The organism is Pseudomonas fluorescens, assembly GCF_005938625.1.
GTDB lineage: Bacteria > Pseudomonadota > Gammaproteobacteria > Pseudomonadales > Pseudomonadaceae > Aquipseudomonas > Aquipseudomonas fluorescens_BD.
Genome location: NZ_VCNJ01000014.1, coordinates 89874 through 114452 on the forward strand (window position 1 = coordinate 89874; position 24579 = coordinate 114452).

18 protein-coding genes are annotated in these 24579 nt (G+C 59.4%); 11 read left to right on the forward strand and 7 right to left on the reverse strand.

Annotated elements, in window-relative coordinates; genetic code table 11:
• The first annotated feature begins 52 nt into the window (after positions 1–52).
• Positions 53–4873 (forward strand): NEL-type E3 ubiquitin ligase domain-containing protein, encoded by a 4821-nt coding sequence (locus FGA82_RS10610; protein ID WP_141127046.1) that lies wholly within the window; start codon positions 53–55, stop codon positions 4871–4873.
• 4 nt (positions 4874–4877) lie between these two features.
• Here FGA82_RS10610 and mnmC read toward each other — a convergent pair whose 3' ends face one another.
• Positions 4878–6857 carry a bifunctional tRNA (5-methylaminomethyl-2-thiouridine)(34)-methyltransferase MnmD/FAD-dependent 5-carboxymethylaminomethyl-2-thiouridine(34) oxidoreductase MnmC gene (gene mnmC / locus FGA82_RS10615; RefSeq protein ID WP_141127047.1) on the reverse strand — a complete coding sequence of 660 codons (1980 nt, stop codon included), beginning with the start codon at positions 6855–6857 and terminating at the stop codon, positions 4878–4880.
• 171 nt (positions 6858–7028) lie between these two features.
• Here mnmC and pap point away from each other — a divergent pair, with 171 nt between their 5' ends.
• Together pap and FGA82_RS10625 are read left to right on the forward strand one after the other, a co-directional pair.
• Positions 7029–8543, forward strand: coding sequence for a polyphosphate:AMP phosphotransferase (pap, locus tag FGA82_RS10620; protein ID WP_141127048.1), 1515 nt, complete (start codon positions 7029–7031; stop codon positions 8541–8543).
• Between the two features lie 102 nt (positions 8544–8645).
• Positions 8646–9830 carry a thiolase family protein gene (locus FGA82_RS10625; protein WP_141127049.1) on the forward strand — a complete coding sequence of 395 codons (1185 nt, stop codon included), beginning with the start codon at positions 8646–8648 and terminating at the stop codon, positions 9828–9830.
• A 139-nt stretch (positions 9831–9969) separates the two neighbouring features.
• Here FGA82_RS10625 and FGA82_RS10630 read toward each other — a convergent pair whose 3' ends face one another.
• Positions 9970–10164 (reverse strand): DUF6316 family protein, encoded by a 195-nt coding sequence (locus FGA82_RS10630; RefSeq protein ID WP_141127050.1) that lies wholly within the window; start codon positions 10162–10164, stop codon positions 9970–9972.
• Between the two features lie 210 nt (positions 10165–10374).
• Between FGA82_RS10630 and FGA82_RS10635 the strand changes: the two genes are divergently transcribed.
• Positions 10375–11334, forward strand: coding sequence for a DMT family transporter (locus FGA82_RS10635; protein ID WP_141127051.1), 960 nt, complete (start codon positions 10375–10377; stop codon positions 11332–11334).
• Between the two features lie 123 nt (positions 11335–11457).
• Here FGA82_RS10635 and FGA82_RS10640 read toward each other — a convergent pair whose 3' ends face one another.
• Positions 11458–12852, reverse strand: coding sequence for a class II fumarate hydratase (locus FGA82_RS10640; protein WP_141127052.1), 1395 nt, complete (start codon positions 12850–12852; stop codon positions 11458–11460).
• Between the two features lie 193 nt (positions 12853–13045).
• Here FGA82_RS10640 and FGA82_RS10645 point away from each other — a divergent pair, with 193 nt between their 5' ends.
• The 7 genes from FGA82_RS10645 to FGA82_RS10675 all read left to right on the forward strand — a co-directional run bounded on the left by FGA82_RS10645 (position 13046) and on the right by FGA82_RS10675 (position 20943).
• On the forward strand, positions 13046–13561 hold the full coding sequence (locus tag FGA82_RS10645) for a DUF2059 domain-containing protein (protein ID WP_064391456.1): 516 nt from the start codon (positions 13046–13048) through the stop codon (positions 13559–13561).
• A 12-nt stretch (positions 13562–13573) separates the two neighbouring features.
• Positions 13574–13879 (forward strand): BolA family protein, encoded by a 306-nt coding sequence (locus FGA82_RS10650; RefSeq protein ID WP_141127053.1) that lies wholly within the window; start codon positions 13574–13576, stop codon positions 13877–13879.
• Positions 13880–14042: 163 nt separating this feature from the next.
• Positions 14043–14984, forward strand: coding sequence for a rhodanese-related sulfurtransferase (locus FGA82_RS10655; RefSeq protein ID WP_141127054.1), 942 nt, complete (start codon positions 14043–14045; stop codon positions 14982–14984).
• 35 nt (positions 14985–15019) lie between these two features.
• The gene (locus tag FGA82_RS10660) at positions 15020–15622 is read left to right on the forward strand and encodes a DsbA family protein (protein WP_171057270.1); all 603 of its coding nucleotides are present in this window, start codon (positions 15020–15022) and stop codon (positions 15620–15622) included.
• A complete protein-coding gene (locus FGA82_RS10665; protein WP_141127056.1) occupies positions 15615–17441 on the forward strand; it encodes an ABC transporter ATP-binding protein in 1827 nt (608 codons plus the stop codon). Before FGA82_RS10660 ends, FGA82_RS10665 begins: the two co-directional genes overlap by 8 nt.
• A 201-nt stretch (positions 17442–17642) precedes the next feature.
• Positions 17643–20102 carry an EAL domain-containing protein gene (locus tag FGA82_RS10670; RefSeq protein WP_141127057.1) on the forward strand — a complete coding sequence of 820 codons (2460 nt, stop codon included), beginning with the start codon at positions 17643–17645 and terminating at the stop codon, positions 20100–20102.
• A 79-nt stretch (positions 20103–20181) separates the two neighbouring features.
• On the forward strand, positions 20182–20943 hold the full coding sequence (locus FGA82_RS10675) for a TenA family transcriptional regulator (RefSeq protein ID WP_432767141.1): 762 nt from the start codon (positions 20182–20184) through the stop codon (positions 20941–20943).
• A 136-nt stretch (positions 20944–21079) separates the two neighbouring features.
• On the opposite strand, the gene FGA82_RS10680 is transcribed toward FGA82_RS10675, so the two are convergent.
• From FGA82_RS10680 to ubiG, 4 genes are all read right to left on the reverse strand, one after another.
• Positions 21080–22006 carry a GGDEF domain-containing protein gene (locus FGA82_RS10680; protein WP_141127059.1) on the reverse strand — a complete coding sequence of 309 codons (927 nt, stop codon included), beginning with the start codon at positions 22004–22006 and terminating at the stop codon, positions 21080–21082.
• A gap of 361 nt (positions 22007–22367) precedes the next feature.
• Positions 22368–23108: a YciK family oxidoreductase gene (locus FGA82_RS10685; RefSeq protein WP_007908397.1), complete on the reverse strand. Its 741-nt coding sequence runs from the start codon at positions 23106–23108 to the stop codon at positions 22368–22370.
• Positions 23109–23180: 72 nt separating this feature from the next.
• Positions 23181–23852 (reverse strand): N-acetylmuramic acid 6-phosphate phosphatase MupP, encoded by a 672-nt coding sequence (mupP, locus tag FGA82_RS10690; RefSeq protein ID WP_038364376.1) that lies wholly within the window; start codon positions 23850–23852, stop codon positions 23181–23183.
• Between the two features lie 4 nt (positions 23853–23856).
• On the reverse strand, positions 23857–24555 hold the full coding sequence (gene ubiG, locus FGA82_RS10695; protein ID WP_141127060.1) for a bifunctional 2-polyprenyl-6-hydroxyphenol methylase/3-demethylubiquinol 3-O-methyltransferase UbiG: 699 nt from the start codon (positions 24553–24555) through the stop codon (positions 23857–23859).
• Between the last annotated feature and the right edge of the window lie 24 nt (positions 24556–24579).

The window sequence follows — 24579 nt, forward strand, 5'->3', positions numbered from 1 at the left end:
ATTAAGTTTCGCTATATTCAGTGCTCGAATCCGCAATAAAGGACTATTGCCAATGACAACCTCTGTAAACAAAGAATCGCTGAATCAAAATGCAATTCTGAGCCTGTTGCTCGAGGCCACGGAAGATCTCGATATTGCCCAGACCTTGCAAAAAAACCTCCCGGTTCATTTGCTCAAGGCGACGACCGATTCGTTGGCCGCCCTTGATCAGACTGCACGTGAACTGCACTCGATTCAGTCGGTTGTCGAGAAGGATCTGGCCGCGCTGAAACCGTTGCAGGCATTCTGCATCGACGAACTGAGCCGTGCTCTGAACGACAAATGGTCAGCGGTCTTCGATGTCGAAAAAGATCTGTTGAGTTTGCCCGGCGTCGACTGTGGCTGCCCGGCTACCTCGACCGATGAGGATGGGATTCAAACGTTCCCGCATGCTACGCAAACGTTGCTGCAAGCGGCCATGCAGAACTTCAGCGAAGATGAGGCGAGCGGCACGTTCCCATCGGGCAGCCTGGTGCGTCTGAGCAACCAGCCGGCCGGTGTGGAAGGGCTGACCCCGGCCAGTTTCGCCAGTTTTTGCCGGGAGCTGGACCTGGGCAAGCGTTACCAGGAGCATTTTCAGCAGGTGTTTGGTCTGCGCAGCAGCGACGACAAGGTGATCGCCACGAGTTCGATGACCCGCGATATCGCGAAAATGAAAAGGTTGTTGCTGCAACTGGACATGCATCTGGCGGTACTGAAAAACCATCTCACACCGACAGGCCTGCAAATGCTGCAGACACTGATTGACGCTGACGGCGTGGTGTCGCCGAAAACGCTGCTTTACAGCACGCGCCCGCTGATCATGCAAGGCATTGAGATTCTCGATAGTTGTGTCTGGGGCGTTGTGGTGTTTTCCGCGCGTTCCGTTGAGCTGTATCCGGATGAATGGTGCCTGGTGTACATGGCCGCAGAGCCGGAGCGACCGGTGTACGAGTATTCCAGTTTCAACGCATTCAAGCAGTACCTCACCCGGCAGTTGAAAGAGAAACGCTACAAGGATTATTTCGCCAACAGCATCGACGAGGATGACAAGGCGGATTTCTTCAAGACGTTCGCCGATACCGCCGAGTTGGGGCACATCAAACAACTGCCGATCAGTGTGCCGCTCTTTGAGTTCATGGTGCAAAGCCATGTCGGCAAGCTGCAACTCGATGCGCGCAAGCTGGCGGTACCGACCGAGGATATCGATGAGGACGTGCGGCAGAAACGCTTGCTGGATTTGCTCCAGTTGGGGGTGAGCGTGGTTTCGGTAGCCGGTTTGGTCGTTCCGGTGCTTGGGCAATTGATGATGGGCGTTGCCGTCGGCCAGCTATTGGCCGAGGTCTACGAAGGTGTCGAGGACTGGCGCCGTGGCGATCAGCAGCAGGCGCTTTCACACCTGCTCAGTGTGGTGGAGAACATTGCGTCGATGGCCGCGTTCGCCGCAGGGCAGAAAGTGCTCGGCACGCTTGGCCGCAAACTGGTGAAGTCACACCCCGATTTCTTCGGGCAATTCACCGCCATTCTCAATCAGGCCGGCAAGCCCCGGCTGTGGAAACCCGACTTGCGCAGTTATGAGCATCAGCTTCCTTGGGGGGTGACCATGGCCGATACCTCCGAGGAGTTCTATCTGATTGGCGCCAAGACCCTCGGTCGCGTCGACCATCGGATCTTCGCCGGTAACTATGATTCAGAATCCGAGGTCTGGCGCCTCGAACATCCGCAGCGCCTGCAGGCCTACGCGCCGCAGTTGGAGCGGCATGTCGAGGGCGGCTGGCGACTGGCGACCGATAATGCCGAGCAGTGGAGCAATGCTTATACCCTCAAGCGTATCGATCCGGGTCTTAGCGAGTTCAGCGACACCGATCTGGACATGATGCGTCGACTCAGCGGGACGTCTCACGACGCGTTGTTGCGGGTCTTCAATGACAACCGGGTTTTGCCCGGACGGTTGCGCGATACCGTGGAGCGAGCGCGCATCGAGCGCCAGTTGCGGCAACTGATTCGTGAGCTGGAGTACGGTGAAATCCATTCCGGCCAGCCGGTCGAGGCGCAGTTGCATGGCTTGCCGAAATTGCCCGGCTGGCCGACGGATCGCTACATTGAGGTCACCGATGGCGAAGGTGAAATCAAAGCCACTTATCCGCTCACTCGGGTGCACGACGATACGGCTTGCGTGTTGGTGACCGAAGATCAATTGGCCCAAGGTCAACTGCTGCAAACGGTGATCGATGGCCTGTATCGGCAGGAAGTCGAGGCGCTGCTGGGCAAGAAAGTCGCCAGCCATGCTGAAAAACAACTGTTGGCAAAAAAACTGGGAGCGGCGCTAAAGGCTGATCGTCGCGCGGTTTTCGAGCGCCTGTACAAGGATTATGACCACAGCGACGCCGACCCCGTCAGCCATTTGCGCAGCGGGTTTGCTGACCTGCCTGCGCGCTTTGCGCAAACGCTGATCGACCGGGCGTCCAGTGTCGAGCGGCTCCATTTGCACACCTGCGGGCGGATGCACCTGAGGCTGGCGCAGCGGGTGCGAGCCGCCAACAGCGAGGTTCGGCTGGATCGCGCGCTGTCGGGACTGCATCTGCCTGAAATCGCCAATGAAGATAGCGAAAAACTGGCAATTCAGCTGTTGCCACACCTGAGTGGCTGGGACGCGGAACTGCGTTTGGTGTTGCGAGACAAAACCCTCAAAGGGCCGATTATCGAGAGCATCGGCCCGGAAACGGCAAGCTCTTTGAACACCTGCACGTTGGTCAAGTCCGGCACCGGCTATAAAGCGTTCGATGGCGACGGCCAAGGCCTCGGCCCGATCGACGATGGCCCGGAAACTTTGTATGGCGCGCTGCTCAAGGCATTGCCGCCGCGTCAACGAATTGCCAGCGGGTTTCCCGACCCGGTGGCCGCGGACAGCGCGCGGTTGCGCCAGCAATTGCTCGACACTGCACTGGATGAGCGGGACATCAGCAGGCGGATCCTGAGCAGCGGCAAAGCCGAACCGGTCGTCGTCGAACCTGCCTGTGTTCAGGCGGATCCGTCGCTTGTGACGTATCACCCACGCGCCTTGATGCGCAAGGTCAGAAGGCTTTATCCGAGTCTGACCGAGCGCCAGGCCAGTGCCTTGATCGATCAACTTGGTGATGATCCGCTGAGCCGTGCGACGCGAGTGAAAGCGCTCAAGCAGGATTTGAAAAAGCTGCGTGTCTCGCTGCAACTCTGGAGTAAGGACGAGCCGGCCCTGAAGGCAGCCGGGGGGGATTTGCGTGACCTGCGGCACAGCCGCAAAGCTGTGGCCGAAATGATCGAGGATGCCTTTCGACGGCTGTTCTGGGCGAAGGACGAAAGTGGCCAGTCAGTCTGCGCGCTGAATCTGGACGGTATGCGCGTGGGCAGATTGCCGACGCTGCCTGTGGGGCTGAGCTTTGATCACATTCAGCAGTTGTCGCTGAAGAACATGGGGCAGGGCGATGATGTCGTGTATTTTCTCAAGGCGTTCAAACAGGTCGAATCGCTCGAACTCGACGAAAACACGATGACACGGCTCCCGGAAGTGCTGTCGCACATGCCCCGACTCACGCGCCTGAGTCTGGCCAAGAATCAAATCCAGCTGAGCGGACAGACGCTGGCAAAGCTCAGCCAGTTGCCCACTCTGCAGTATTTGAATTTGAACGAAAACGCACTGGGCGCAACGCCCGACGTTAGCAAAATGTTTGATCTGCGCCGTTTGTTGCTGCGCGAGACCGGGCTTACGGAAATGCCCAAGGGCCTGGAGCGTCTGCCGTCACTGGACTGGGTGGACTTGCGCAATAACCAGATCAAGGATCTGCCGGGCTGGTTGTTCAAGACCCCGCGACGTTTCAGCCAGACGCTCAACCTGCGAGCCAATCCTTTGTCTGCGACCAGCAAGACATATCTGGAGACTTACCGAGGCAATGTCGGCGTCGGCATGGGTTATCTGGAGAACGACATGGCCCGGCTCGACGAGCAACAGGCCCGCTTGCTGTGGTTCAGCGACGGTGTCGGCCATGACTGGGCCCGGCGTGACAAGATCTGGACGGCGTTCAAGGAAGACTCTCAGGCCGAAGGGCTGTTTCACTTGCTCTCGGAGCTGGGCAGTACGGCCGACTCGAAGCGAGTGCGCAGTGACATGCAACGGCGGGTCTGGGCCGTACTGGAGGCGGCAGAAGCGGATGCGCCATTGTGTGATCAGTTACTGAACCTTGCCGCCAGCCCGATCAATTGCACGGACAGCGCGGCAATGAATTTCAGTTATCTGGAAGTCGCAGTGGAAGTCGATCGGGTGACCAACCTGGCCGGCGGCCGGATCACTACAGCCAAACCGCTGCTGAAACTGGGGCGCGGCCTGTTCCGGCTGGATCAACTGGACCGGGTCGCTCAGGAACACGCCGCCAAGTCGCCGACTGCCGACCCACTGGAGGTGAACCTGGCCTATCGTGTGGGACTGGCCGACGCCCTGGACTTGCCGGGCCAGCCGCGCAACATGCGCTTTGCCATGCTGGCGGGAGTGACCGCTGAGCATCTGGAATTGGCGAAAAACAAGGTCAACGCCGCTGAATTGTCTTCCGAGTGGTTGACGTTTCTGCGGCGCCAGTCGTTCTGGTGTGAATATCTAAAGCGTACGTTTGAGCGAAAATTTGCCAGCATCAATGACACGTTTTCACCGAAGCTCGACGCGGTATCCGAACAGGCCGATGCATTGAGTTCAGCGGACTACCTGAGCGCGATAGAGGCCATCAAAGTTGAACGGGAGACGGCCGAAAACGCTCTGCTGACGCGTCTGACCGACGACGCCATCCGCATGGCGAATCTGGGCATCTGTGCGATGCCCTCGGACTGAAGAGCTACTTGCCGCGAATCAACCGCCGTAGGGCGAAGCGGTTGGGGTGGCAGGCTTCGGCCACGCTCCTGGGCAGCGGCAGCGGCTCGTTGTCCAGCCACGCGGCGAGCAGCTCAGCGGACAGTGGCGCGGTGATCAACCCCCGGGAACCGTGGCCGCTGTTGACGTACAGACCGTCGAGCCACGGGCAGATGATGTCCGGCACTTGCCGGGCATCCTTGCTCAGGGGGGCATAGGCCTCGAGGAAGGCTTCGCGATCGGCGAGGGGACCGACGATCGGCAGATAGTCCGGGCTGGTGCAGCGGAAAGCCGCGCGGCCCTGAAGTTTTTCGACTGCCTGTTCGCGGATGTTCAGGCGCTCGACGAGGTCGCTGGAGATCTCATCGAGCATCGCCAGATTGCCTTGGTGTTCGGCGGTGGTCGGGGTCAGATCATCGCTGTTGAAATCGAAACTGGCACCGAGGGTGTGCTCGCCCAAGCGGGCCGGGGCGACATAGCCTTCGGCACAGACCACGGTAGCCAGTGTCTGACTGCCTGCGGTTTCGGCGAGACGGGTGATTTGTCCGCGAATGCGCTTGAGCGGCAGTTCGGCGCTCTGGGCAAAACGTTTGATCTCGGCGGCACCGGCCAGCACCACGACCGGCGCGCTGGCGAGCAAACGCTCACCGTCCAGAGCCTGCCACTGATCATCGACCTTGCGCAGTTGCAGCGCTTCGCAATGGCTGAGCAGTTCGATGTTCGGCTGCGCCGCTTGTGCCTGACACAGCGCCGGCGGATGCACCCAGCCACCTTCGGGATAGTACAAACCGCCATGGCTCACGCCGACCCCGGCGCGGGCTTGCGCCTCGGGCTGATCCAGCCACTGCAACAGATCTTCGGGAAAGGCTTGCGCCAATTGCGCGTGGCGCTCGGCTTCCTTGGCATTGAACGCCAGTTGCAGCACGCCGCAACCGTCCCAATCGGTGCCGCGTTGCAGGGTTTCCAGCAGGCGCCGGGTGTAACCGAAACCGCTGACGATCAGTTGCGACAACGCCGTGCCGTGGGCAGACAACTTCAGGTACAGCACACCTTGTGGATTGCCGGAAGCTTCTTGCGCAACGGCGTCATGGCGTTCCAGTAACGTGACCTGCCAGCCGCGTGCGGCCAGACTGGACGCCGTGGCACACCCGGCCAGACCGGCGCCGATCACCAGCGCACGACGCTCACCGACAGTCGGGGCAGGGCGCGCGAACCACGGCTTTTGCGCAGCAGGTGGCGCCACCTCCGCTGGCCAGCCGAGAAATTCGCCGCGGAGGATTTCCCACTTGTGGCCGATGCCCGGCGTGCGCTTCATTTTGAACCCGGCGGCATTCAGCAAGCGCCTTACCCAACCGGTGCTGGTGAAGGTGCTGATGGTCGAACCGGGGGCTGCCAGTCGCGCCAGTTCGACAAACAGTTCGGCGGTCCACATGTCGGGGTTTTTTGCCGGAGCGAAGCCGTCGAGAAACCACGCGTCGATCTGTGCGTCGAGCTGCGGCAGTTGCTCCAGTGCATCGCCGATCAACAGCGTCAGCGTCACGCGGCCGTTGGCCAGTGTGATGCGCTGAAAACCCTGATGGATCGCTACGTAGTGCGTCAGCAACTGATCGGCCAAAGGCTTGAGCTCTGGCCACAAGGCCAGGGCCCGTTGCAAATCGGCAGGGCTCAGCGGGTATTTTTCGACGCTGACGAAATGCAGTCGCGCACCGGCCACGGCGTGCTGCTCGAACAACTGCCAGGCGCAGAGAAAATTCAGTCCGGTGCCAAAACCGGTTTCGCCGATGACCAGTCGCCCATCCGCCGGCAACGCGGCAAAACGTTCGGCCAGGCGGTTCTGTTCGAGGAACACATAACGGGTTTCATCCAGACCTGACTGGTCGGAAAAATACACGTCATCGAACACTCGCGAACGCGGGCGTCCCTGGTCATCCCAATCGAGTTGGGCGTGGGGCAATACGGGCTTCATGGCAGGCTCGGCAACGACAAGGCGGCCATTCTAGCCGATCGCGCAGGCGTTGCTTGATCCATGGCAAGGCTTGTTGCCGAGACTGGCGGACAATCCGCCACCCGCGGGAATTTCTGCGCCGCTGCTGTGCCCAATCCGCTAGTCTTGCTGAATCCTGGAAGGAGCCGTCCCATGTTTGAATCCGCTGAAATCGGTCACGCCATCGACAAAGACACCTATGAGGCGGTCGTCCCGGCATTGCGTGAAGCCTTGCTCGAAGCCCAGTTCGAATTGCAGCAGCAGAAGCGTTTCCCGGTGATCATCCTGATCAACGGCATTGAGGGGGCGGGCAAGGGCGAGACGGTCAAGCTGCTCAACGAGTGGATGGACCCGCGCCTGATTGAAGTGCGCACGTTCGATCAGCAGACCGATGAAGAGTTGTCGCGGCCACCGGCGTGGCGCTACTGGCGGATGCTTCCGGCCAAGGGGCGAATGGGCATATTCTTCGGCAACTGGTACAGCCAGATGCTGCAGGGACGGGTGCACGGCTTGTTCAAGGATCCGCGTCTGGATCAGGCGATTGCCGGTGCCGAGCGTCTGGAAAAGATGCTCTGCGATGAAGGCGCGCTGATTTTCAAATTCTGGTTTCACTTGTCGAAAAAACAGATGAAGGCGCGGCTCAAAGCACTGGCCGATGACCCGTTGCACAGCTGGCGCATCAGCCCGCTGGACTGGCAGCAATCGGAAACCTACGACAAGTTCGTCAAATACGGCGAGCGCGTGCTGCGCCGTACCAGCCGTGATTACGCGCCGTGGCATGTGATTGAAGGCGTCGACGCCCACTACCGCAGCCTGGCGGTCGGCAAGATTCTCCTCGAGGGTTTGCAAAATGCGCTGAAGCGCCCGGACGTTCATCCGCACGATGTCAGCGCCGCGCCGCTGGGCACGCCAGTCGATCAGTTGAACCTGCTCGACAGCCTCGACCTGACTCAGCGTCTGGACAAGAAAGATTACGAGGAACAACTGATCACCGAGCAGGCGCGATTGTCCGGGCTGATGCGCGACAAGCGCATGCGCCGCCACGCACTGGTCGCGGTGTTCGAAGGCAATGATGCCGCCGGCAAGGGCGGGGCGATCCGTCGGGTCGCGGCGGCGCTCGATCCACGTCAATACAACATAGTGCCGATTGCCGCGCCGACTGAAGAGGAGCGTGCGCAGCCGTATTTGTGGCGTTTCTGGCGACACATTCCGGCGCGCGGCAAGTTCACCGTGTTCGACCGCTCCTGGTACGGCCGGGTCTTGGTGGAGCGGGTCGAAGGCTTCTGTACGCCGGCCGACTGGCTGCGCGCCTATGGCGAGATCAACGACTTTGAAGAGCAACTGGCCGACGCCGGTGTCATCGTGGTCAAGTTCTGGCTGGCCATCGACAAGGACACGCAAATGGAGCGTTTCCAGGAGCGCGAGGAGATCCCGTTCAAGCGCTTCAAGATCACTGAAGACGACTGGCGCAATCGTGACAAGTGGGACGATTACCGCGCCGCCGTCGGCGATATGGTCGATCGCACCAGCTCCGAGATCGCGCCGTGGACCTTGGTTGAAGCCAATGACAAGCGCTGGGCGCGGGTCAAGGTGTTGCGCACAATCAACCGCGCACTCGAAGACGCCTTCGAGAAATCCGACAAGCACGCGAAGAAACACAAGGATTGAGCCGATAGACGCGCATACGCGGGGTGAATGATTGTCGCAGTGGTTGATACGGTGGACTTATGCTCGGTCCACTCTCAACTGACCACAACAATGAGGTATGCCATGCGTGAAGTGGTGATCGTCGACAGCGTGCGGACTGGCCTGGCCAAATCCTTTCGCGGCAAGTTCAACCAGACCCGTCCCGATGACATGGCGGCCCATTGCGTCAACGCGCTGCTTGAGCGCAACGACATCGACCCGGCCAGCGTCGAGGATTGCATCGTTGGTGCTGGCTCCAACGAAGGCGCGCAGGGTTACAACATCGGCCGCAACGTCGCGGTGCTCTCGCGTCTGGGCACTGGCACCGCCGGCATGACCCTCAACCGTTTTTGTTCCTCAGGCTTGCAGGCGATTGCGATTGCCGCCAACCAGATCGCCTCGGGTTGCAGCGACATCATCGTTGCCGGCGGCGTCGAGTCGATCAGCCTGACGATGAAAAGCGTCAACACCGATCACCTGATCAACCCTGTGCTCAAGCAGCAATCGCCGGGTATTTATTACACGATGGGCCAGACCGCCGAAATCGTCGCGCGACGTTATGGCGTCAGCCGTGAAGCGCAGGATCGTTACGCCCTGCAAAGCCAGATTCGCACTGCGGCGGCGCAGGCCGCCGGGTTGTTCAACGATGAAATCGTGCCGATGGCGGTCAAGTATCGTGTCGAGGACAAGAACACCGGTGCAGTGCAGATTCTCGACGGCGTCGTCGACCGCGATGACTGCAATCGTCCGGACACCACGTATGAAAGTCTTGCCGGGTTGAAACCGGTGTTTGCCGAGGACGGTTCGGTGACGGCCGGTAACTCGTCGCAGCTGTCTGACGGTGCGTCGATGACCTTGGTGATGAGCCTGGAAAAAGCCTTGCAACTGGGCCTCAAGCCGAAAGCGTTTTTCCGTGGTTTCACCGTGGCCGGTTGCGAACCGGACGAGATGGGCATCGGCCCGGTGTTCTCGGTGCCGAAACTGCTCAAGGCCAAGGGCTTGCAAGTGGCGGATATCGACTTGTGGGAGTTGAACGAGGCGTTTGCTTCGCAGTGCTTGTACAGCCGTGACCGGTTGGAGATCGACAATGAAAAGTACAACGTCAACGGTGGTTCGATTTCGATTGGTCACCCGTTTGGCATGACCGGGTCGCGGCAGGTCGGGCATCTGGTGCGGGAGTTGCAGCGGCGTAATTTGCGTTACGGCATCGTGACGATGTGCGTGGGCGGGGGGATGGGCGCTACCGGATTGTTTGAGGCAGTGCGCTGATCCTCAAGTTATTAGTTGTCTGTTCTGGCCTCTTCGCGAGCAAGCTCGCTCCCACAGTAGATCTTCAGTGAACACTGATTTTGTGTACACCAGAGATCCAGTGTGGGAGCGAGCTTGCTCGCGAAGGGATCGACCGGGTTTACCGGTTGGAATCCAGCAGCTGCATCCGCGCGATATAAGCCTTTATTTCCTGCTCAGCCTTTTCTGCACTGTCAAACGGCCCCTCAAGGGTATTTTCCCGGGTGCTGAAAAACAGTTCGCCATTGACCCGGCACACCCGGTCGCTGCGAAAGTGCATTTCGGGGGCGCTGTCGCGGGCGCGCATTCCTAACATGATCGGTCTCCTTGGCTGATGTGCTGGAAGGGATCCAATGAGCTTATGCCTGAAGCACTTGGCGCGCCCGGTCAGCCGATCAACGGCGCCGCGTCAATTTAATGCTGCGACCTGCACAGTTTCATTCGCGTCCTGGCCTTAACTGTCCCTGTGTCGTGACCGGCTGCGCGCCTAGAATGAGCGCACTTGTCAGCAGGCTTTGGGGTTTCCATGCACATTTCATCCGGTCGCTGGGTCTACGGTCTGTTCCTGGCGCTGCTGACCGCGTTTCTGTGGGGCATCCTGCCGATCAAACTCAAACAGGTGCTGGTGGTGATGGACCCGATCACGGTGACCTGGTTTCGTCTGTTGGTTTCCGGCGGCTGCCTGTTCATCTATCTGGCGGCGGTGAAGCGCCTGCCCAGCCGCAAGGTGCTCGGGCCCAAGGGCGGCTGGCTGGTGCTGATGGCGGTGCTCGGGCTGGTTGGCAACTATGTGCTGTACCTGATGGGTCTCAATTTGCTCAGCCCCGGCACCGCGCAACTGGTGGTGCAGATGGGCCCGATCATGTTGCTGATCGCCAGCCTCTTTGTGTTCAAGGAACGCTTCAGTATTGGTCAGGGTATCGGGCTGGCGGTGCTGTTGATCGGTTTTGTGTTGTTTTTCAACCAACGTCTGGCCGAGCTGCTGACCTCGTTGTCCGATTACACCGCAGGGGTTTTGCTGGTGCTGCTGGCGTCGACGGTATGGACCTTCTATGCGCTGGGCCAGAAGCAATTGCTCACGGTGTGGAATTCGCTGCAGGTGATGATGGTGATCTACCTGTTCTGCGCGTTGTTGCTGACGCCGTGGGTGCATCCGCTCGAAGCGCTGAGCCTGAGCCCGCTGCAGGGTTGGCTGCTGCTGGCGTGCTGCATGAACACATTGATTGCCTATGGCGCGTTCGCGGAAGCGCTGGCGCATTGGGAGGCTTCGCGCGTCAGCGCGACGTTGGCGATCACGCCGTTGGTGACGTTTGGTGCAGTGGCGATTGCGGCGGGGATCTGGCCCGAATACGTGCATGCCGAGCAGATCAATGCGCTGGGTTATGGCGGGGCGGTGCTGGTAGTGCTGGGCTCGGCGTTGGTGGCGTTGGGGCCATCGTTGATTGCCGGGTTGAAGGCGCGGCGGATGAAGATGGCGGCCAGTTAAACCGCGTCGCCCCCATTCGCGAGCAAGCTCGCTCCCACATTCGACTGCATTCTCATGTTGGAAATGCGCCCAAATGTGGGAGCGAGCTTGCTCGCGAAGACGGACTTTCAGGCTCTACAAAACTTAACCCTTGGCGCCAGCCTCGATCATATTCTCCGGCCGCACCCACGCATCAAACTCTTCATCGGTCAGATACCCCAGCGCCAACGCCGCCTCGCGCAAAGTCAGTCCTTCGCTGTAAGCCTTCTTGGCAATCTCCGCCGACTTGTCATAGCCGATATGCGGATTCAGCGCCGTCACCAGCATCAATCCACGCTCCAGATGTCGCGCCATGATTTCAGCGTCCGGCTCTAGCCCGGCAATGCAGTGCTGCTGGAAGTTGCTGCAACCATCGGCGAGCAGACGAATCGATTGCAGCAGGTTGTGGATGATCACCGGCTTGAACACATTCAACTGCAAGTGACCCTGACTGGCAGCAATGCCGATGGTCACGTCATTGCCCAGCACTTGGCAGGCGAGCATCGACAGCGCTTCGCACTGGGTCGGGTTGACCTTGCCCGGCATGATCGAACTGCCCGGCTCATTCGCCGGCAGGCGCACTTCGGCAAACCCTGCGCGTGGGCCGGAGCCGAGCAGGCGCAGGTCGTTGGCGATTTTCATCAGCGCCACGGCGAGGGTTTTCAGCGCGCCGGACAGGCTGGTCAGCGGTTCGTGGCCGGCGAGGGCGGCGAACTTGTTCGGCGCGGTGACGAAGGGCAGACCGGACAGTGCCGCCAGTTCTGCAGCAATCGCCTCACCAAAACCGTGCGGCGAATTCAGCCCGGTACCGACCGCGGTGCCGCCCTGGGCCAGTTCACACACGGCTGGCAGTGCGGCGCGGATTGCACGTTCGGCGTAATCCAGCTGTGCGATAAAACCCGACAGCTCCTGACCGAAGGTGATCGGCGTCGCGTCCATCATGTGCGTGCGCCCGGTCTTCACCAGTTTCATGTGCCGCGCCGCCAGTTCGGCGAGACCGCCGGACAGCTCGGCAATCGCCGGCAGCAGTTGTTCCTGCACCGCTTGGGCGGTGGCGATGCTCATGGCGGTGGGGAAGCAGTCGTTGGAGCTTTGCGAGCGGTTGACGTGATCGTTCGGGTGCACCGGCGTCTTGCCGCCGCGCGGGTTGCCGGCCAGTTCGTTGGCGCGACCGGCAATCACCTCGTTGACGTTCATGTTGCTCTGGGTACCGCTGCCGGTCTGCCAGACCACCAACGGAAACTGATCGTCGTGCTGGCCATCGAGGACTTCATCGGCGGCCTGTTCGATCAGGCGGGCGATGTCGGCGGGCAGATCACCGTTGCGGTCATTGACGCGGGCGGCGGCTTTCTTGATCAGGGCCAGGGCATGCAGGACCGGCAGCGGCATGCGTTCCTGACCAATGGCAAAGTTGATCAGCGAGCGTTGCGTCTGAGCACCCCAGTAAGCGTCGTCCGGGACTTCGATCTGGCCCAGGCTGTCGGTTTCGATACGGCTCATCGTGCACACTCCTGTTGGTCTGTTTGCGCAGTTTAGGCCGGCTTCGGCCCAGGTGGTTCCATCGAGCTGATTGTTGACCGGTAAATCCCCGCCAATCAAGCGCGGCAAGGCTCGGGGGTTGAGCGACAAGGTTTTTTAGGCGCAGAATGGTCGCCCTTGGGGTTTGACCTCGCTTTGCTTAAAAGGAAACTCGATGACTCGTCTTCGTGCCATCTGCACCGCGGTTGCACTGGTTTGCGCCAGCGGCCAGGTGCTTGCCGATACCGCCAGCCACAACGCCAGTGCTGAAGCTTTCCTGACCCTGGCGCACGCTGACAAGCTGGGCACTCCGGTGTACATGCAAGTGCAGCAAATGTTCGCTCAGCGTTTTGAACAGACCAAAGCCCCGGAAGCCAAGAAAGCCGTACTGGAAACCTACCAGGCCAAGGCCAACGCCGCGCTGGACCAGGCCATCGGCTGGAACAAGCTCAAGCCTGACATGGTCAAGCTCTACACCACTAACTTCAGCGAATCCGAGCTGAAAGACCTGGTCGCGTTCTACCAGTCGCCACTGGGCAAGAAAGTCCTCGAAAAAATGCCGCAGCTGACTCAGCAATCGGCCCAGATGACCCAAGCCAAACTGGAAAGCGCCGTACCGGTCGTCAACAAGCTGCTCGACGACATGACCAAAGAGCTGGCCCCTGCAGCTGCACCGGCCAAGAAGAAGTAAGCGGAGTTCGTGATGACCATGCAACAACGCATCGAATCGACGCTGGCCCTGCTTAAGCCTGAGCACCTGCAAGTGCTGGATGAAAGCCACATGCACAGTCGCGGGCTACAGACGCACTTCAAGGCAGTGGTAGTCAGCGCGCAGTTCGACGGCCTGAACCGGGTCAAGCGCCACCAGAAAGTCTACGGCACGCTCGGCGAGCTGATGGGCGAGTTCCATGCGTTGGCGCTGCACACCTACACCCCAGAGGAATGGGCAGAGACCGGCGCCGCACCGGCGTCGCCAACCTGTGCCGGAGGACGGCAGCCGCAAGCTTGAAGCGGCAAGCTGCAAGTTAAAGGCGAGTGTTCTTGGCTTGTCGCTTGAAGCTCGCCGCTTGAAGCTGCTTTTTTGCTAGAATCCGCAACGCGCCGCTCACCCGGCGCGTTTTTTTTTGAATCCGGTTCACCCTTTGCGAGGGTAGCCACCTGGAGAAATACCCATGACACAACCGATTGTCGTGGCGGCACTGTATAAGTTCGTCACCCTCGAAGATTACGTTGACCTGCGCGAGCCCCTGCTGCAAGCGATGGTCGACAACCAGATCAAAGGCACCCTGCTGATCGCCGAAGAAGGCATCAACGGTACGGTGTCCGGCAGCCGGGAAGGCATCGACGGCCTGCTCGCCTGGCTGAAGAACGACCCACGCATGATCGATATCGATCACAAAGAGTCGTACTGCGACGAGCAGCCGTTCTATCGCACCAAAGTCAAACTGAAGAAAGAGATCGTCACCCTCGGTGTCGAAGGCGTCGACCCGAACAAAAAGGTCGGCACCTACGTTGATCCGCAAGACTGGAACGCGTTGATCAGCGACCCGGAAGTGCTGTTGATCGACACCCGTAACGACTACGAAGTGTCGATCGGCACCTTCGAAGGCGCCATCGATCCGAAAACCACCAGTTTTCGCGAATTCCCTGACTACATCAAAGAACACTTCAACCCGGCCGTGCACAAGAAGGTTGCGATGTTTTGCACCGGTGGCATTCGCTGCGAGAAAGCCTCGAGCTACATGCTCAGCGAAGGTTATGAAGAGGTTTACCACCTCAAGGGTGGCATCCTGAAGTACCTTGAAGAGGTGCCGCAGGAAGAAACCAAGTGGCAGGGCGACTGCTTTGTGTTCGACAACCGTGTGACCGTGCGTCACGACCTCAGCGAAGGCGACTACGATCAATGTCATGCCTGCCGCACACCGGTCAGTGTTGAAGATCGCGCCTGCGAGCATTACGTCGCTGGCATCAGTTGCCCGCATTGCTGGGACAAGCTCAGCGAGAAAACCCGCCGCAGCGCCATCGATCGGCAGAAGCAGATCGAACTGGCCAAGGCGCGCAACATGCCGCACCCGATCGGCTACAACTACAAGCAAGCATCCACCGAGGCTTAACCATGTCTGCGCGCCTGCTCTATGTGATGGATCCGATGTGTTCGTGGTGCTGGGGTTTTGCTCCGGTGGCCAAGGCATTGGTCGAGCAGGCGCACGCAGCCGGGGTGGAGCTGCATCTGGTGGTTGGCGGTTTGCGCACCGGCAGTGGTTCGGCGCTGGAGCCGACCACGCGTCGCTACATTCTTGAACACTGGCAAGCGGTCACCGAGGCCACTGGTCAAGCGTTCAAGTTCGAAGGTGCGTTGCCTGACGGTTTTGTCTACGACACCGAACCGGCCTGCCGGGCGATCGTCACCGCGCGCAGTCTGGCGCCGGATTGCGCGTGGACACTGGTCGGACTGATCCAGCAGGCGTTTTACGCTGAAGGTCGCGATGTCACCCAGGCCAGCGTGCTGGTTGAGCTGGCAGAAAAGGCCGGCGTGCCGCGCATCGAATTTGCCGCGTTGTTCGATCATGCCGATCAACACAAAGCGACTCAGGCCGATTTCAGTTGGGTGCAGGATCTCGGCATCGCCGGTTTTCCGACTCTGCTCGCCGAGCGCAATGGCCAACTGGCCCTGCTGACCAACGGCTATCAACCGCTCAGCGAACTGTCGCCGTTACTGGGTCGATGGCTGGAGCGTGCAGCCTGTGTCTGATCTGGCCGATGACACGCCAGCCGTAAAGCGTGTCGACCGGCTGAGCTGGGCAGAAGTCCGGCGACTGGCACTGACACACAAAAAATCCCTGTGGATCGCTAACGGCGTGGCCGTTCTGGCGACGCTATGCAGCGTGCCGATTCCGTTGCTGTTGCCGTTGCTGGTCGATGAGGTGTTGCTCGGCCACGGCGATGCCGCGCTGAAAGTGATGAACCATGTACTGCCGACAATGTGGCAGCAGGCGGCGGGTTACATCGGCTTGATGCTGTTGGTCACCCTGACGTTGCGATGTGGCTCGCTGTGCTTTGGCGTGTTGCAGTCGCGGCTGTTCGCACGACTGGCCAAAGACATCGTCTACCGCATTCGCGTACGCCTGATCGAACGCCTCAAGCGCATTTCCCTCGGCGAATACGAAAGCCTGGGCAGCGGCACGGTGACCACGCACCTGGTCACGGACCTCGATACCCTCGACAAATTCGTTGGCGAAACCCTCAGCCGCTTTCTGGTGGCGATGCTCACACTGGTCGGTACCGCGAGCATCCTGATGTGGATGCACTGGAAACTGGCGCTGCTGATTCTGCTGTTCAACCCGCTGGTGATCTACGCCACGGTGCAGTTGGGCAAACGGGTCAAACACCTGAAGAAACTCGAGAACGACAGTACCTCGCGCTTCACTCAGGCGTTGAGCGAAACCCTTGATGCGATTCAGGAAATCCGTGCCGGCAACCGTCAGGGCTTCTTCCTCGGGCGACTCGGCCTGCGTGCGCAGGAAGTGCGCAATTACGCGGTCAACTCGCAGTGGAAAACCGACGCCTCGAACCGCGCCAGTGGTTTGCTCTTCCAGTTCGGCATCGACATATTCCGCGCGGCGGCGATGCTCACGGTGTTGTTCTCCGACCTGTCGATCGGCCAGATGCTCGCGGTGTTCAGTTACCTGTGGTTCATGATCGGCCCGGTCGAACAACTGCTCAACCTGCAATACGCCTACTACGCGGCGGGCGGGGCGCTGGCGCGGATCAACGAACTGCTGGCGCGCGCCGATGAGCCGCAATATCCCGGCGGTGTCGATCCGTTCAAGGGCCGCGATACGGTGGGTATTCAGGTGCAGGGTTTGAGCTTTGGTTACGGCGATGAGCTGGTGCTGGATCAACTCGACCTGTCGATTGCCCCTGGTGAGAAAGTCGCGATCGTCGGCGCCAGCGGTGGCGGCAAAAGTACCCTCGTGCAGTTGCTGTTGGGTTTGTACACGCCACTGGCCGGGACCATTCGTTTCGGCGGTTCGACCCAACAGGAAATCGGCCTGGACACGGTTCGCGAAAACGTTGCGGTGGTGTTGCAGCACCCGGCACTGTTCAACGATACCGTGCGCGCCAACCTCACCATGGGCCGCACTCGCAGCGACGAAGCCTGCTGGCAGGCATTGGAAATCGCTCAGCTCGAAGCGACCATCCGCGCCTTGCCCAATGGTCTGGACAGTATTGTCGGCCGCTCCGGCGTGCGCCTGTCTGGCGGTCAACGACAACGTCTGGCCATCGCGCGGATGATCCTCGCCGAGCCGAAAGTCGTCATCCTCGACGAAGCCACTTCGGCCCTCGACGCCGCGACCGAGTACAACCTGCACCAAGCCATGGCGCGCTTCCTCAATGGCCGCACCACGCTGATCATTGCCCACAGACTGTCGGCAGTGAAGCAGGCTGATCGCGTGCTGGTGTTTGACGGTGGTCAGGTTGCCGAAGATGGCGATCATCAGCAGTTGATTGCCGATGGTGGCCTGTATGCCAAGCTCTATGGTCACCTGCAGCAGATCCAGCGCCCTTGAGTTTCCTCCCGGTTTCTGTGCTTAGTGCTTGAATTGCATTGAGTAAAATCAACCGGAACGCTCAAGCAGACCAGCCATTTGCACAATCGACCTAGAGGACGGCAGAGCTGTCCCTTTGACTTGTCGAAAATTAGCCTAGGCTGAGCTGTCAGGAGCGGGATTTTCCGGTGTTCATCTGGCAGTGCTTGCGCAAGGGATCTCATGAAGCAAAAGCGGACTCTCGGAACGCCACGGTTGTTGGGCATCGTCTGGCCATTTATTGCCGTCGTGTTATTCCAGGCGTTATTGGGCGGCGTGAGTCTTTACGTGCTCTCGGCCGTTCGCGGTTATGTCGCCGGTGAAAGCCTCTGGTCCAAGGGCCAGAAAGACGCGATTTATTACCTCAATCTGTACGCCGACAGTCGCGACGAGGCGATTTTCCTCAAATATCGCAATGCGATTGCCGTGCCGCAAGGCGGGCATCAGTTGCGTCTGGCGCTGGATCATCAGCCGCCGGATCTGGCCGCAGCGCGTGAAGGTATTCTCAAGGGCGGCAACCACCCGGACGACGTCTCCAGCCTGATCTGGCTGTACCTCAACTTCCGCCACTTCAGTTATCTGGAAACTGCCATTGACCGCTGGACGGTCGGTGACGCCTATCTGGTCGAGCTGGATGACGTGGCGCAGGAGATGCACCGCAGCATCTCGCAGAACACCGCCAACAGTGCCGATATCAAGCGCTGGAAGGCGCGGATTTTCGCCGTCAACGATGGCGTGACGCCGGCGGCGAAAGCCTTCAGCGATGCCTTGGGCGAAGGCTCGCGGATGATCATGCGTCTGCTGCTGTTCACCAACCTGGCGACGGCACTTGGGCTGATCGTGCTGGCCTTGTGGCGCACGCACAAACTGCTCAAGCAGCGCCACGCTTTTGCCGAGGCGTTGCAACTGGAGAAGGATCGGGCGCACGTCACCTTGCATTCGATCGGTGATGGCGTCATCACCACCGATGTCAGCGGCGCCATCGATTACATGAACCCCGCCGCCGAGGCCATGACCCACTGGAAGGCCGAGCAGGCGGCCGGCCTGCCGCTGGCCGCGCTGTTCAACTTGCTCGACGACAATGCCCAGGCCGAAGGCCTGACGCTGATCGAGCACATCCTCAGCGGTAAGCTAAGTGGCGGCAGCGAGCACTCGAAACTGATCCAGCGTCTGGATGGCACGACGTTATCGGTGACGCTGGTCGGCGCGCCGATCCGCAATGCCGGCAAGGTCAGCGGCACGGTGCTGGTGTTGCACGACATGACTCAGGAGCGGCAGTACATCGCCAATCTGTCGTGGCAGGCCACCCATGATGCGCTGACCGGGCTGGCCAACCGTCGCGAGTTCGAATATCGGCTGGAGCAGGCGCTGCACAATCTCACGCGCCATTCCGGTCGGCATGCGCTGATGTTCCTCGACCTCGATCAATTCAAACTGGTCAACGACACCTGTGGTCACGCCGCCGGTGATGAGCTGTTGCGGCACATTTGCACGCTGCTGCAATCGGGGCTGCGCGAGGGCGATACGCTGGCACGACTTGGCGGCGATGAGTTCGGCATTCTGCTGGAAAACTGCGCGCCAGATGCGGCCGAGAAAATCGCCGAGGCGCTGCGCCAGACTGTGCAGAATCTGCACTTTGTCTGGAAGGGGCGGCCGTTCCTGACCACGGTGAGCATTGGTCTGGTGCATATCACGCAGACCCCGACGACCCTTGAATCCTCATTACGCGCCGCCGATATGGCCTGTTACATGGCCAAGGAGAAGGGCCGCAACCGGGTGCAGGTCTACCACGCCGACGATTCCGAGCTGTCGCTGCGCTTTGGTGAAATGGCCTGGGTGCAGCGACTGCACATGGCGCTGGAGGAAAACCGTTTTTGTCTGTACGCCCAGGAAATCGCGCCGCTCAAGCCGGGCGACAACAAGGGTGGGCACATCGAGATTCTGCTGCGACTGCATGATGAAGCCGGGCGGATGATCCTGCCGGACAGTTTCATTCCCGCTGCAGAGCGCTACGGTTTGATGAGTCAACTGGACCGTTGGGTAGTTCAGAACGTATTCAAGGTTATTGCTCAATGTATTGCACAAGAACATCAAGAACCTTTAGCAATGTGTGCGATTAATCTGTCAGGCATTACTATAGGAGATGACGCGTTTTTGCACTTTCTGCGCGAGCAGTTTGTTAACTATGCAATACCGCCTGAAATGATTTGTTTTGAAATTACAGAAACCAGTGCAATTGCAAATCTGGGCAGCGCAATTAGATTTATTAATGAACTCAAAGGCTTAGGTTGCTACTTTTCGTTAGATGACTTTTGCGCCGGAATGTCTTCATTCGCTTATCTGAAACATTTGCCTGTAGACTTCCTGAAGATCGACGGGAGTTTCGTAAAGGATATGCTGGACGACCCGATTAACCGCGCAATGGTCGAAGTGATCAATCACATCGGGCATGTCATGGGTAAGCAGACAATTGCCGAGTTTGTTGAAACAACCCAGATCGAGCAGGCATTGCTTGAAATTGGTGTGGATTACGCTCAGGGTTATGTTATAGAACGCCCACAGTTGTTTACCTGTGACAGTTTGCAAAGTCGGCCCGCCAGACCGCAACCGCTGTTATTCAAAGCGCCTGGCACGTTCCGTTGAAGTCTCTCGCCGATCCTTACAATCACAAATCAAAAGGAGCCGAACAGTGATCGACACATTCAACCGAACCGGACCACTCATGGAAGCTGCAAGTTATCCAGCCTGGGCGCAACAGCTCATACAGGATTGCAGCGAGAGCAAGCGCCGGGTTGTCGAACATGAACTTTACCTGCGCATGCGTGATAACAAGCTCAGTGCCAGAACCATGCGTCAGTACCTGATCGGGGGCTGGCCGGTGGTTGAGCAGTTTGCGTTGTACATGGCGCAGAATCTCACCAAAACCAGGTTTGCCCGTCACCCGGGCGAAGACATGGCGCGGCGCTGGCTGATGCGCAATATCCGCGTTGAACTCAATCACGCCGATTATTGGGTGCATTGGAGCCGTGCCCATGGCGTCAGTCTGGAAGACCTTCAGGCTCAACAGGTGCCGCCTGAGTTGCATGCCTTGAGTCATTGGTGCTGGCACACCAGTTCTGCCGATTCGCTGATCGTGGCCATTGCCGCCACCAACTATGCCATTGAGGGCGCGACCGGGGAGTGGTCGGCGCTGGTCTGCTCCACCGGCGTGTATGCCGCAGCGTTTCCCGAAGAGGATCGCAAGCGCGCGATGAAGTGGCTGAAGATGCATGCCCAGTACGACGATGCCCATCCTTGGGAAGCGCTGGAAATCATCTGCACCCTGGCCGGGATGAACCCGAGCAAGGCCTTGCAGGCCGAGCTGCGTCAGGCTGTGTGCAAGAGCTATGACTACATGTATCTGTTTCTGGAGCGCTGCATGCAACTGGAGACGTCGGAACGCTTGTTGGTCAACCGAGAGCGCAGGGCGGTAGTCGAGAGCTGATATTCGGCTTCACACAAAACCAATGTGGGAGCGAGCTCGCTCGCGAAGGGGGCGTGTCAGTCAGCATTGTTTTGACTGGTACACCGCTTTCGCGAGCAAGCTCGCTTCCACACTGTCTTGTGTTGCCTGAATGGCCTTAGCCCGCCATCGCCAGGCGGTTACGACCCTCGCGCTTGGCCACATACAGCGCACTGTCAGCCCGGCGCAGCAAGCTGTCAGCCGATTCGCCCGGCAATAAAGTCGAACATCCCAGACTAACCGTCAATTCGATCAACTGCCCGTCCGCATAGTATTCGGCGGCCTGTGCCGCATAGCGCAGTCGTTCGCCGACCATCGCTGCCGCTTCGCGGCTGGTGTTGGACAGCAGAATCAGAAACTCTTCGCCGCCGTATCGGAACACCATATCGACATTGCGCAGTTGGGCCTTGATCGTCGCGGCGATGGCTTTAAGCACATCATCGCCGGCGCTGTGGCCATGGCTGTCGTTGACCCGTTTGAAGTGGTCGATATCGAGCATCAGCAGCGACAACGGTTGCAGATGTCGACGCGACATCTCGATTTCCCGCTGCAGGGTCTGCTCCATGGCAATGCGATTGCCGGCGCCGGTCAGCGGATCGCGCAGAGCGCTCTGGGTCGCCTCACGGTAAAGCAGGGCGTTGCGCATCGGGTACAGCAAGGATGACAGCAGAGATTCCAGCTGGCCTTGTTCCTTGTCGTTGAAACGCTGATTGCGGCGAAACACCAGTTCGCCCATGTGCTCGCCTTCGTGGCTCAGGCTGTAGCTGATCGAATGGTGGCCGCGGGTACCGAATTCCAGGCGCAGATCGCTGCCTTGGTGCACGTAACTCAGCGCATCCAGCGGCACAAGGCGCTGAACTTCGCGGAAAAACAGACCTAGGATGCGTTGCGGTTCGAGGCTGGTTTGCAGTTGCAGGCTCATTTGCTGGCGCAATTGCGCCAGACTGGCCGGTCGCTCCAGAAGGGGCGGCAGTTGACCAAAGCCCAGGCGTTGCAATTTGGCACTGTCAAAGTCAATTGCATTGGTCTGGGAGGGTGATTTCATATGGCGTGAACCCTTAGCGGTAAGTCCGTCTTACAGGCTGGGTGAGAGCGGCTATGGGCTGCGCGTCATACTGATCCATCAGTCCCGTAGGACGTTTGGCGTAAGTTTAGTCTGCCGGATGACGATTAGTCAGCTATCGAAATCGGCTTCGCCCCATTGCCTTCACGCGGCTTGCTTTGAGAGAAGTTAGAGCGAAAGTCGTGCCATTCGGTTCGGTTTTATTTAAACCGTTTGGAATCAATGATTTGGATACGGGGATGAGAGGTGGGTGCTGGAAAATTGACTGAATTGTGACGGTCGTGGGCGGCAAATGCCTGCCGCGACAGGAATCTGCCGCGGCAACAAATGCGACGTATGGCAGTTATTGCGCGTTGAATGCCTGACCGTTGATGCCGGTGCTGTCCGGGCCCATCAGGTACAGATAGACCGGCATGATTTCTTCCGGTGTCGGATTGTTCAGCGGGTTTTCTCCCGGATAGGCCTGCGCACGCATGCTGGTGCGCGTACCGCCCGGGTTGATGCTGTTGGAGCGAACTGGTGCCACGCCGTCGACTTCATCGGCCAGGGTTTGCATCAGGCCTTCGGTGGCGAACTTCGACACGCCATAAGCGCCCCAGTACGCACGGCCCTTGCGGCCGACGCTGCTGGAGGTGAACACCACCGAGGCGTCTTGTGACAGCTTGAGCAGCGGCAGCAGGGTGCTGGTCAGCATGAACATGGCGTTGACGTTGACCTGCATGACACGCATGAAGTTTTCGCCGGACAACTGCTCGATCGGCGTGCGTGGGCCGATGATCGAGGCATTGTGCAGCAGGCCGTCGAGGTGGCCGAATTCGGCTTCGATCATCGCCGCCAGTTCATCGTACTGATGGGGCAGGGCGGTTTCCAGGTTGAACGGAATCACGGCGGGTTGCGGATGCCCGGCAGCTTCGATCTCGTCATAGACCTGCGTCAGATTGGCTTCGGTCTTGCCCAGCAGCAGTACCGTAGCGCCATGAGCAGCGTAGGTTTTTGCGGCAGCCGCGCCGATGCCACGACCGGCACCGGTGACCAGAATGACCCGATCCTTGAGCAATTCGGGACGAGCGGAGTAATCAAACATAAAAACCTCATCAAGTCAGATCGTTCCCATGCGCAGCAAAGGAATGCAGCCAATGACGCTCTGCGTCAGGTCTCAGCAACTGCAAAGCGCGCTATCGAGCACCTTGCGCAGCTCCGACGGATGATCCACCACCACGTCCGCACCCCAATGCCGCGGGTTGTCGTCCGGGTGGATATAGCCAAACGTCACCGCCGCAGTTTTCGTACCGGCATCGCGGCCCGATTCGATATCGCGTAGATCATCGCCCACAAACAGAACCGTCGATGGATCCAGATCAAGCATTTTGCACGCGAGGATCAACGGCTCCGGATCCGGTTTGCTGTTCTTCACGTGATCCGGGCAGATCAGCAGTGCCGAACGCTCGGCCAGCCCCAGTTGTTGCATGATCGGCTCGGCAAAACGCAACGGCTTGTTGGTCACCACGCCCCAGATCAGGTTGGCCTTCTCGATATCGGCGAGCAGTTCGCCCATGCCGTCGAACAGTTTGCTGTGCACCGCGCAGCCGACCAGATAGCGCTCAAGAAACTCCAGGCGCAGTTCTTCGAAGCCCGGCGATTCCGGGTCCATGGAAAACGTCACCGCGACCATCGCTTTGGCGCCACCGGAAATCTCGTCGCGAATGTGCTTGTCATTGATCGGCGGCAAGCCACGATCGGCACGCATCGCCTGACAGATGGCGATGAAGTCCGGCGCCGTGTCGAGCAGGGTGCCATCCATGTCGAAGAGAACTGCTCTGATGGCCATCGGCTTATTCCTCGCGCAGGGTCTGGATCATGTAGTTGACGTCAACGTCGTTGGCCAGCTTGTAGTGCTTGGTCAGCGGGTTGTAGGTCAAGCCGATGATGTCCTTGACGGTCAGGCCGGCCATGCGGCTCCAGGCGCCCAGCTCGGACGGGCGGATGAATTTCTTGAAGTCATGGGTGCCGCGCGGCAGCAGCTTCATGATGTATTCGGCGCCGATGATGGCGAACAGGTACGCCTTCGGGTTGCGGTTGATGGTCGAGAAGAACACTTGGCCGCCGGGCTTGACCATGCGGAAGCAGGCGAGGATCACCGATGATGGATCAGGCACGTGCTCGAGCATCTCGAGGCAGGTCACTACGTCGAACTGCTCAGGCATTTCTTCAGCGAGGGCTTCTGCGGTGATCTGGCGGTATTCGACGCTGACGCCGGATTCCAGCTGATGCAATTGCGCGACCGCCAGCGGCGCTTCGCCCATGTCGATGCCCATCACGGTGGCACCGCGTTGCGCCATGGCTTCGCTGAGGATGCCGCCGCCGCAACCGACGTCGAGGACCTTCTTGCCAGCCAGATTGACCCGTTCGTCAATCCAGTTGACCCGCAGCGGGTTGATGTCGTGCAGCGGTTTGAATTCGCTTTCGCGGTCCCACCAGCGATGGGCCAGGGCTTCGAATTTGGCGATTTCGGCGTGGTCGACGTTGCTCATGTTCAATCCTCTAAAACTTAAAAA

Bases quoted from the DNA above. Each gene is read 5' to 3' on its own strand.
- FGA82_RS10610 (WP_141127046.1), top strand. From the start codon at position 53: ATGACAACCTCTGTAAACAAAGAATCGCTGAATCAAAATGCAATTCTG.
- mnmC (WP_141127047.1), bottom strand. From the start codon at position 6,857: ATGAAGCCCGTATTGCCCCACGCCCAACTCGATTGGGATGACCAGGGA.
- pap (WP_141127048.1), top strand. From the start codon at position 7,029: ATGTTTGAATCCGCTGAAATCGGTCACGCCATCGACAAAGACACCTAT.
- FGA82_RS10625 (WP_141127049.1), top strand. From the start codon at position 8,646: ATGCGTGAAGTGGTGATCGTCGACAGCGTGCGGACTGGCCTGGCCAAA.
- FGA82_RS10630 (WP_141127050.1), bottom strand. From the start codon at position 10,164: ATGTTAGGAATGCGCGCCCGCGACAGCGCCCCCGAAATGCACTTTCGC.
- FGA82_RS10635 (WP_141127051.1), top strand. From the start codon at position 10,375: ATGCACATTTCATCCGGTCGCTGGGTCTACGGTCTGTTCCTGGCGCTG.
- FGA82_RS10640 (WP_141127052.1), bottom strand. From the start codon at position 12,852: ATGAGCCGTATCGAAACCGACAGCCTGGGCCAGATCGAAGTCCCGGAC.
- FGA82_RS10645 (WP_064391456.1), top strand. From the start codon at position 13,046: ATGACTCGTCTTCGTGCCATCTGCACCGCGGTTGCACTGGTTTGCGCC.
- FGA82_RS10650 (WP_141127053.1), top strand. From the start codon at position 13,574: ATGACCATGCAACAACGCATCGAATCGACGCTGGCCCTGCTTAAGCCT.
- FGA82_RS10655 (WP_141127054.1), top strand. From the start codon at position 14,043: ATGACACAACCGATTGTCGTGGCGGCACTGTATAAGTTCGTCACCCTC.
- FGA82_RS10660 (WP_171057270.1), top strand. From the start codon at position 15,020: ATGTGTTCGTGGTGCTGGGGTTTTGCTCCGGTGGCCAAGGCATTGGTC.
- FGA82_RS10670 (WP_141127057.1), top strand. From the start codon at position 17,643: ATGAAGCAAAAGCGGACTCTCGGAACGCCACGGTTGTTGGGCATCGTC.
- FGA82_RS10675 (WP_432767141.1), top strand. From the start codon at position 20,182: ATGGAAGCTGCAAGTTATCCAGCCTGGGCGCAACAGCTCATACAGGAT.
- FGA82_RS10680 (WP_141127059.1), bottom strand. From the start codon at position 22,006: ATGAAATCACCCTCCCAGACCAATGCAATTGACTTTGACAGTGCCAAA.
- FGA82_RS10685 (WP_007908397.1), bottom strand. From the start codon at position 23,108: ATGTTTGATTACTCCGCTCGTCCCGAATTGCTCAAGGATCGGGTCATT.
- mupP (WP_038364376.1), bottom strand. From the start codon at position 23,852: ATGGCCATCAGAGCAGTTCTCTTCGACATGGATGGCACCCTGCTCGAC.
- ubiG (WP_141127060.1), bottom strand. From the start codon at position 24,555: ATGAGCAACGTCGACCACGCCGAAATCGCCAAATTCGAAGCCCTGGCC.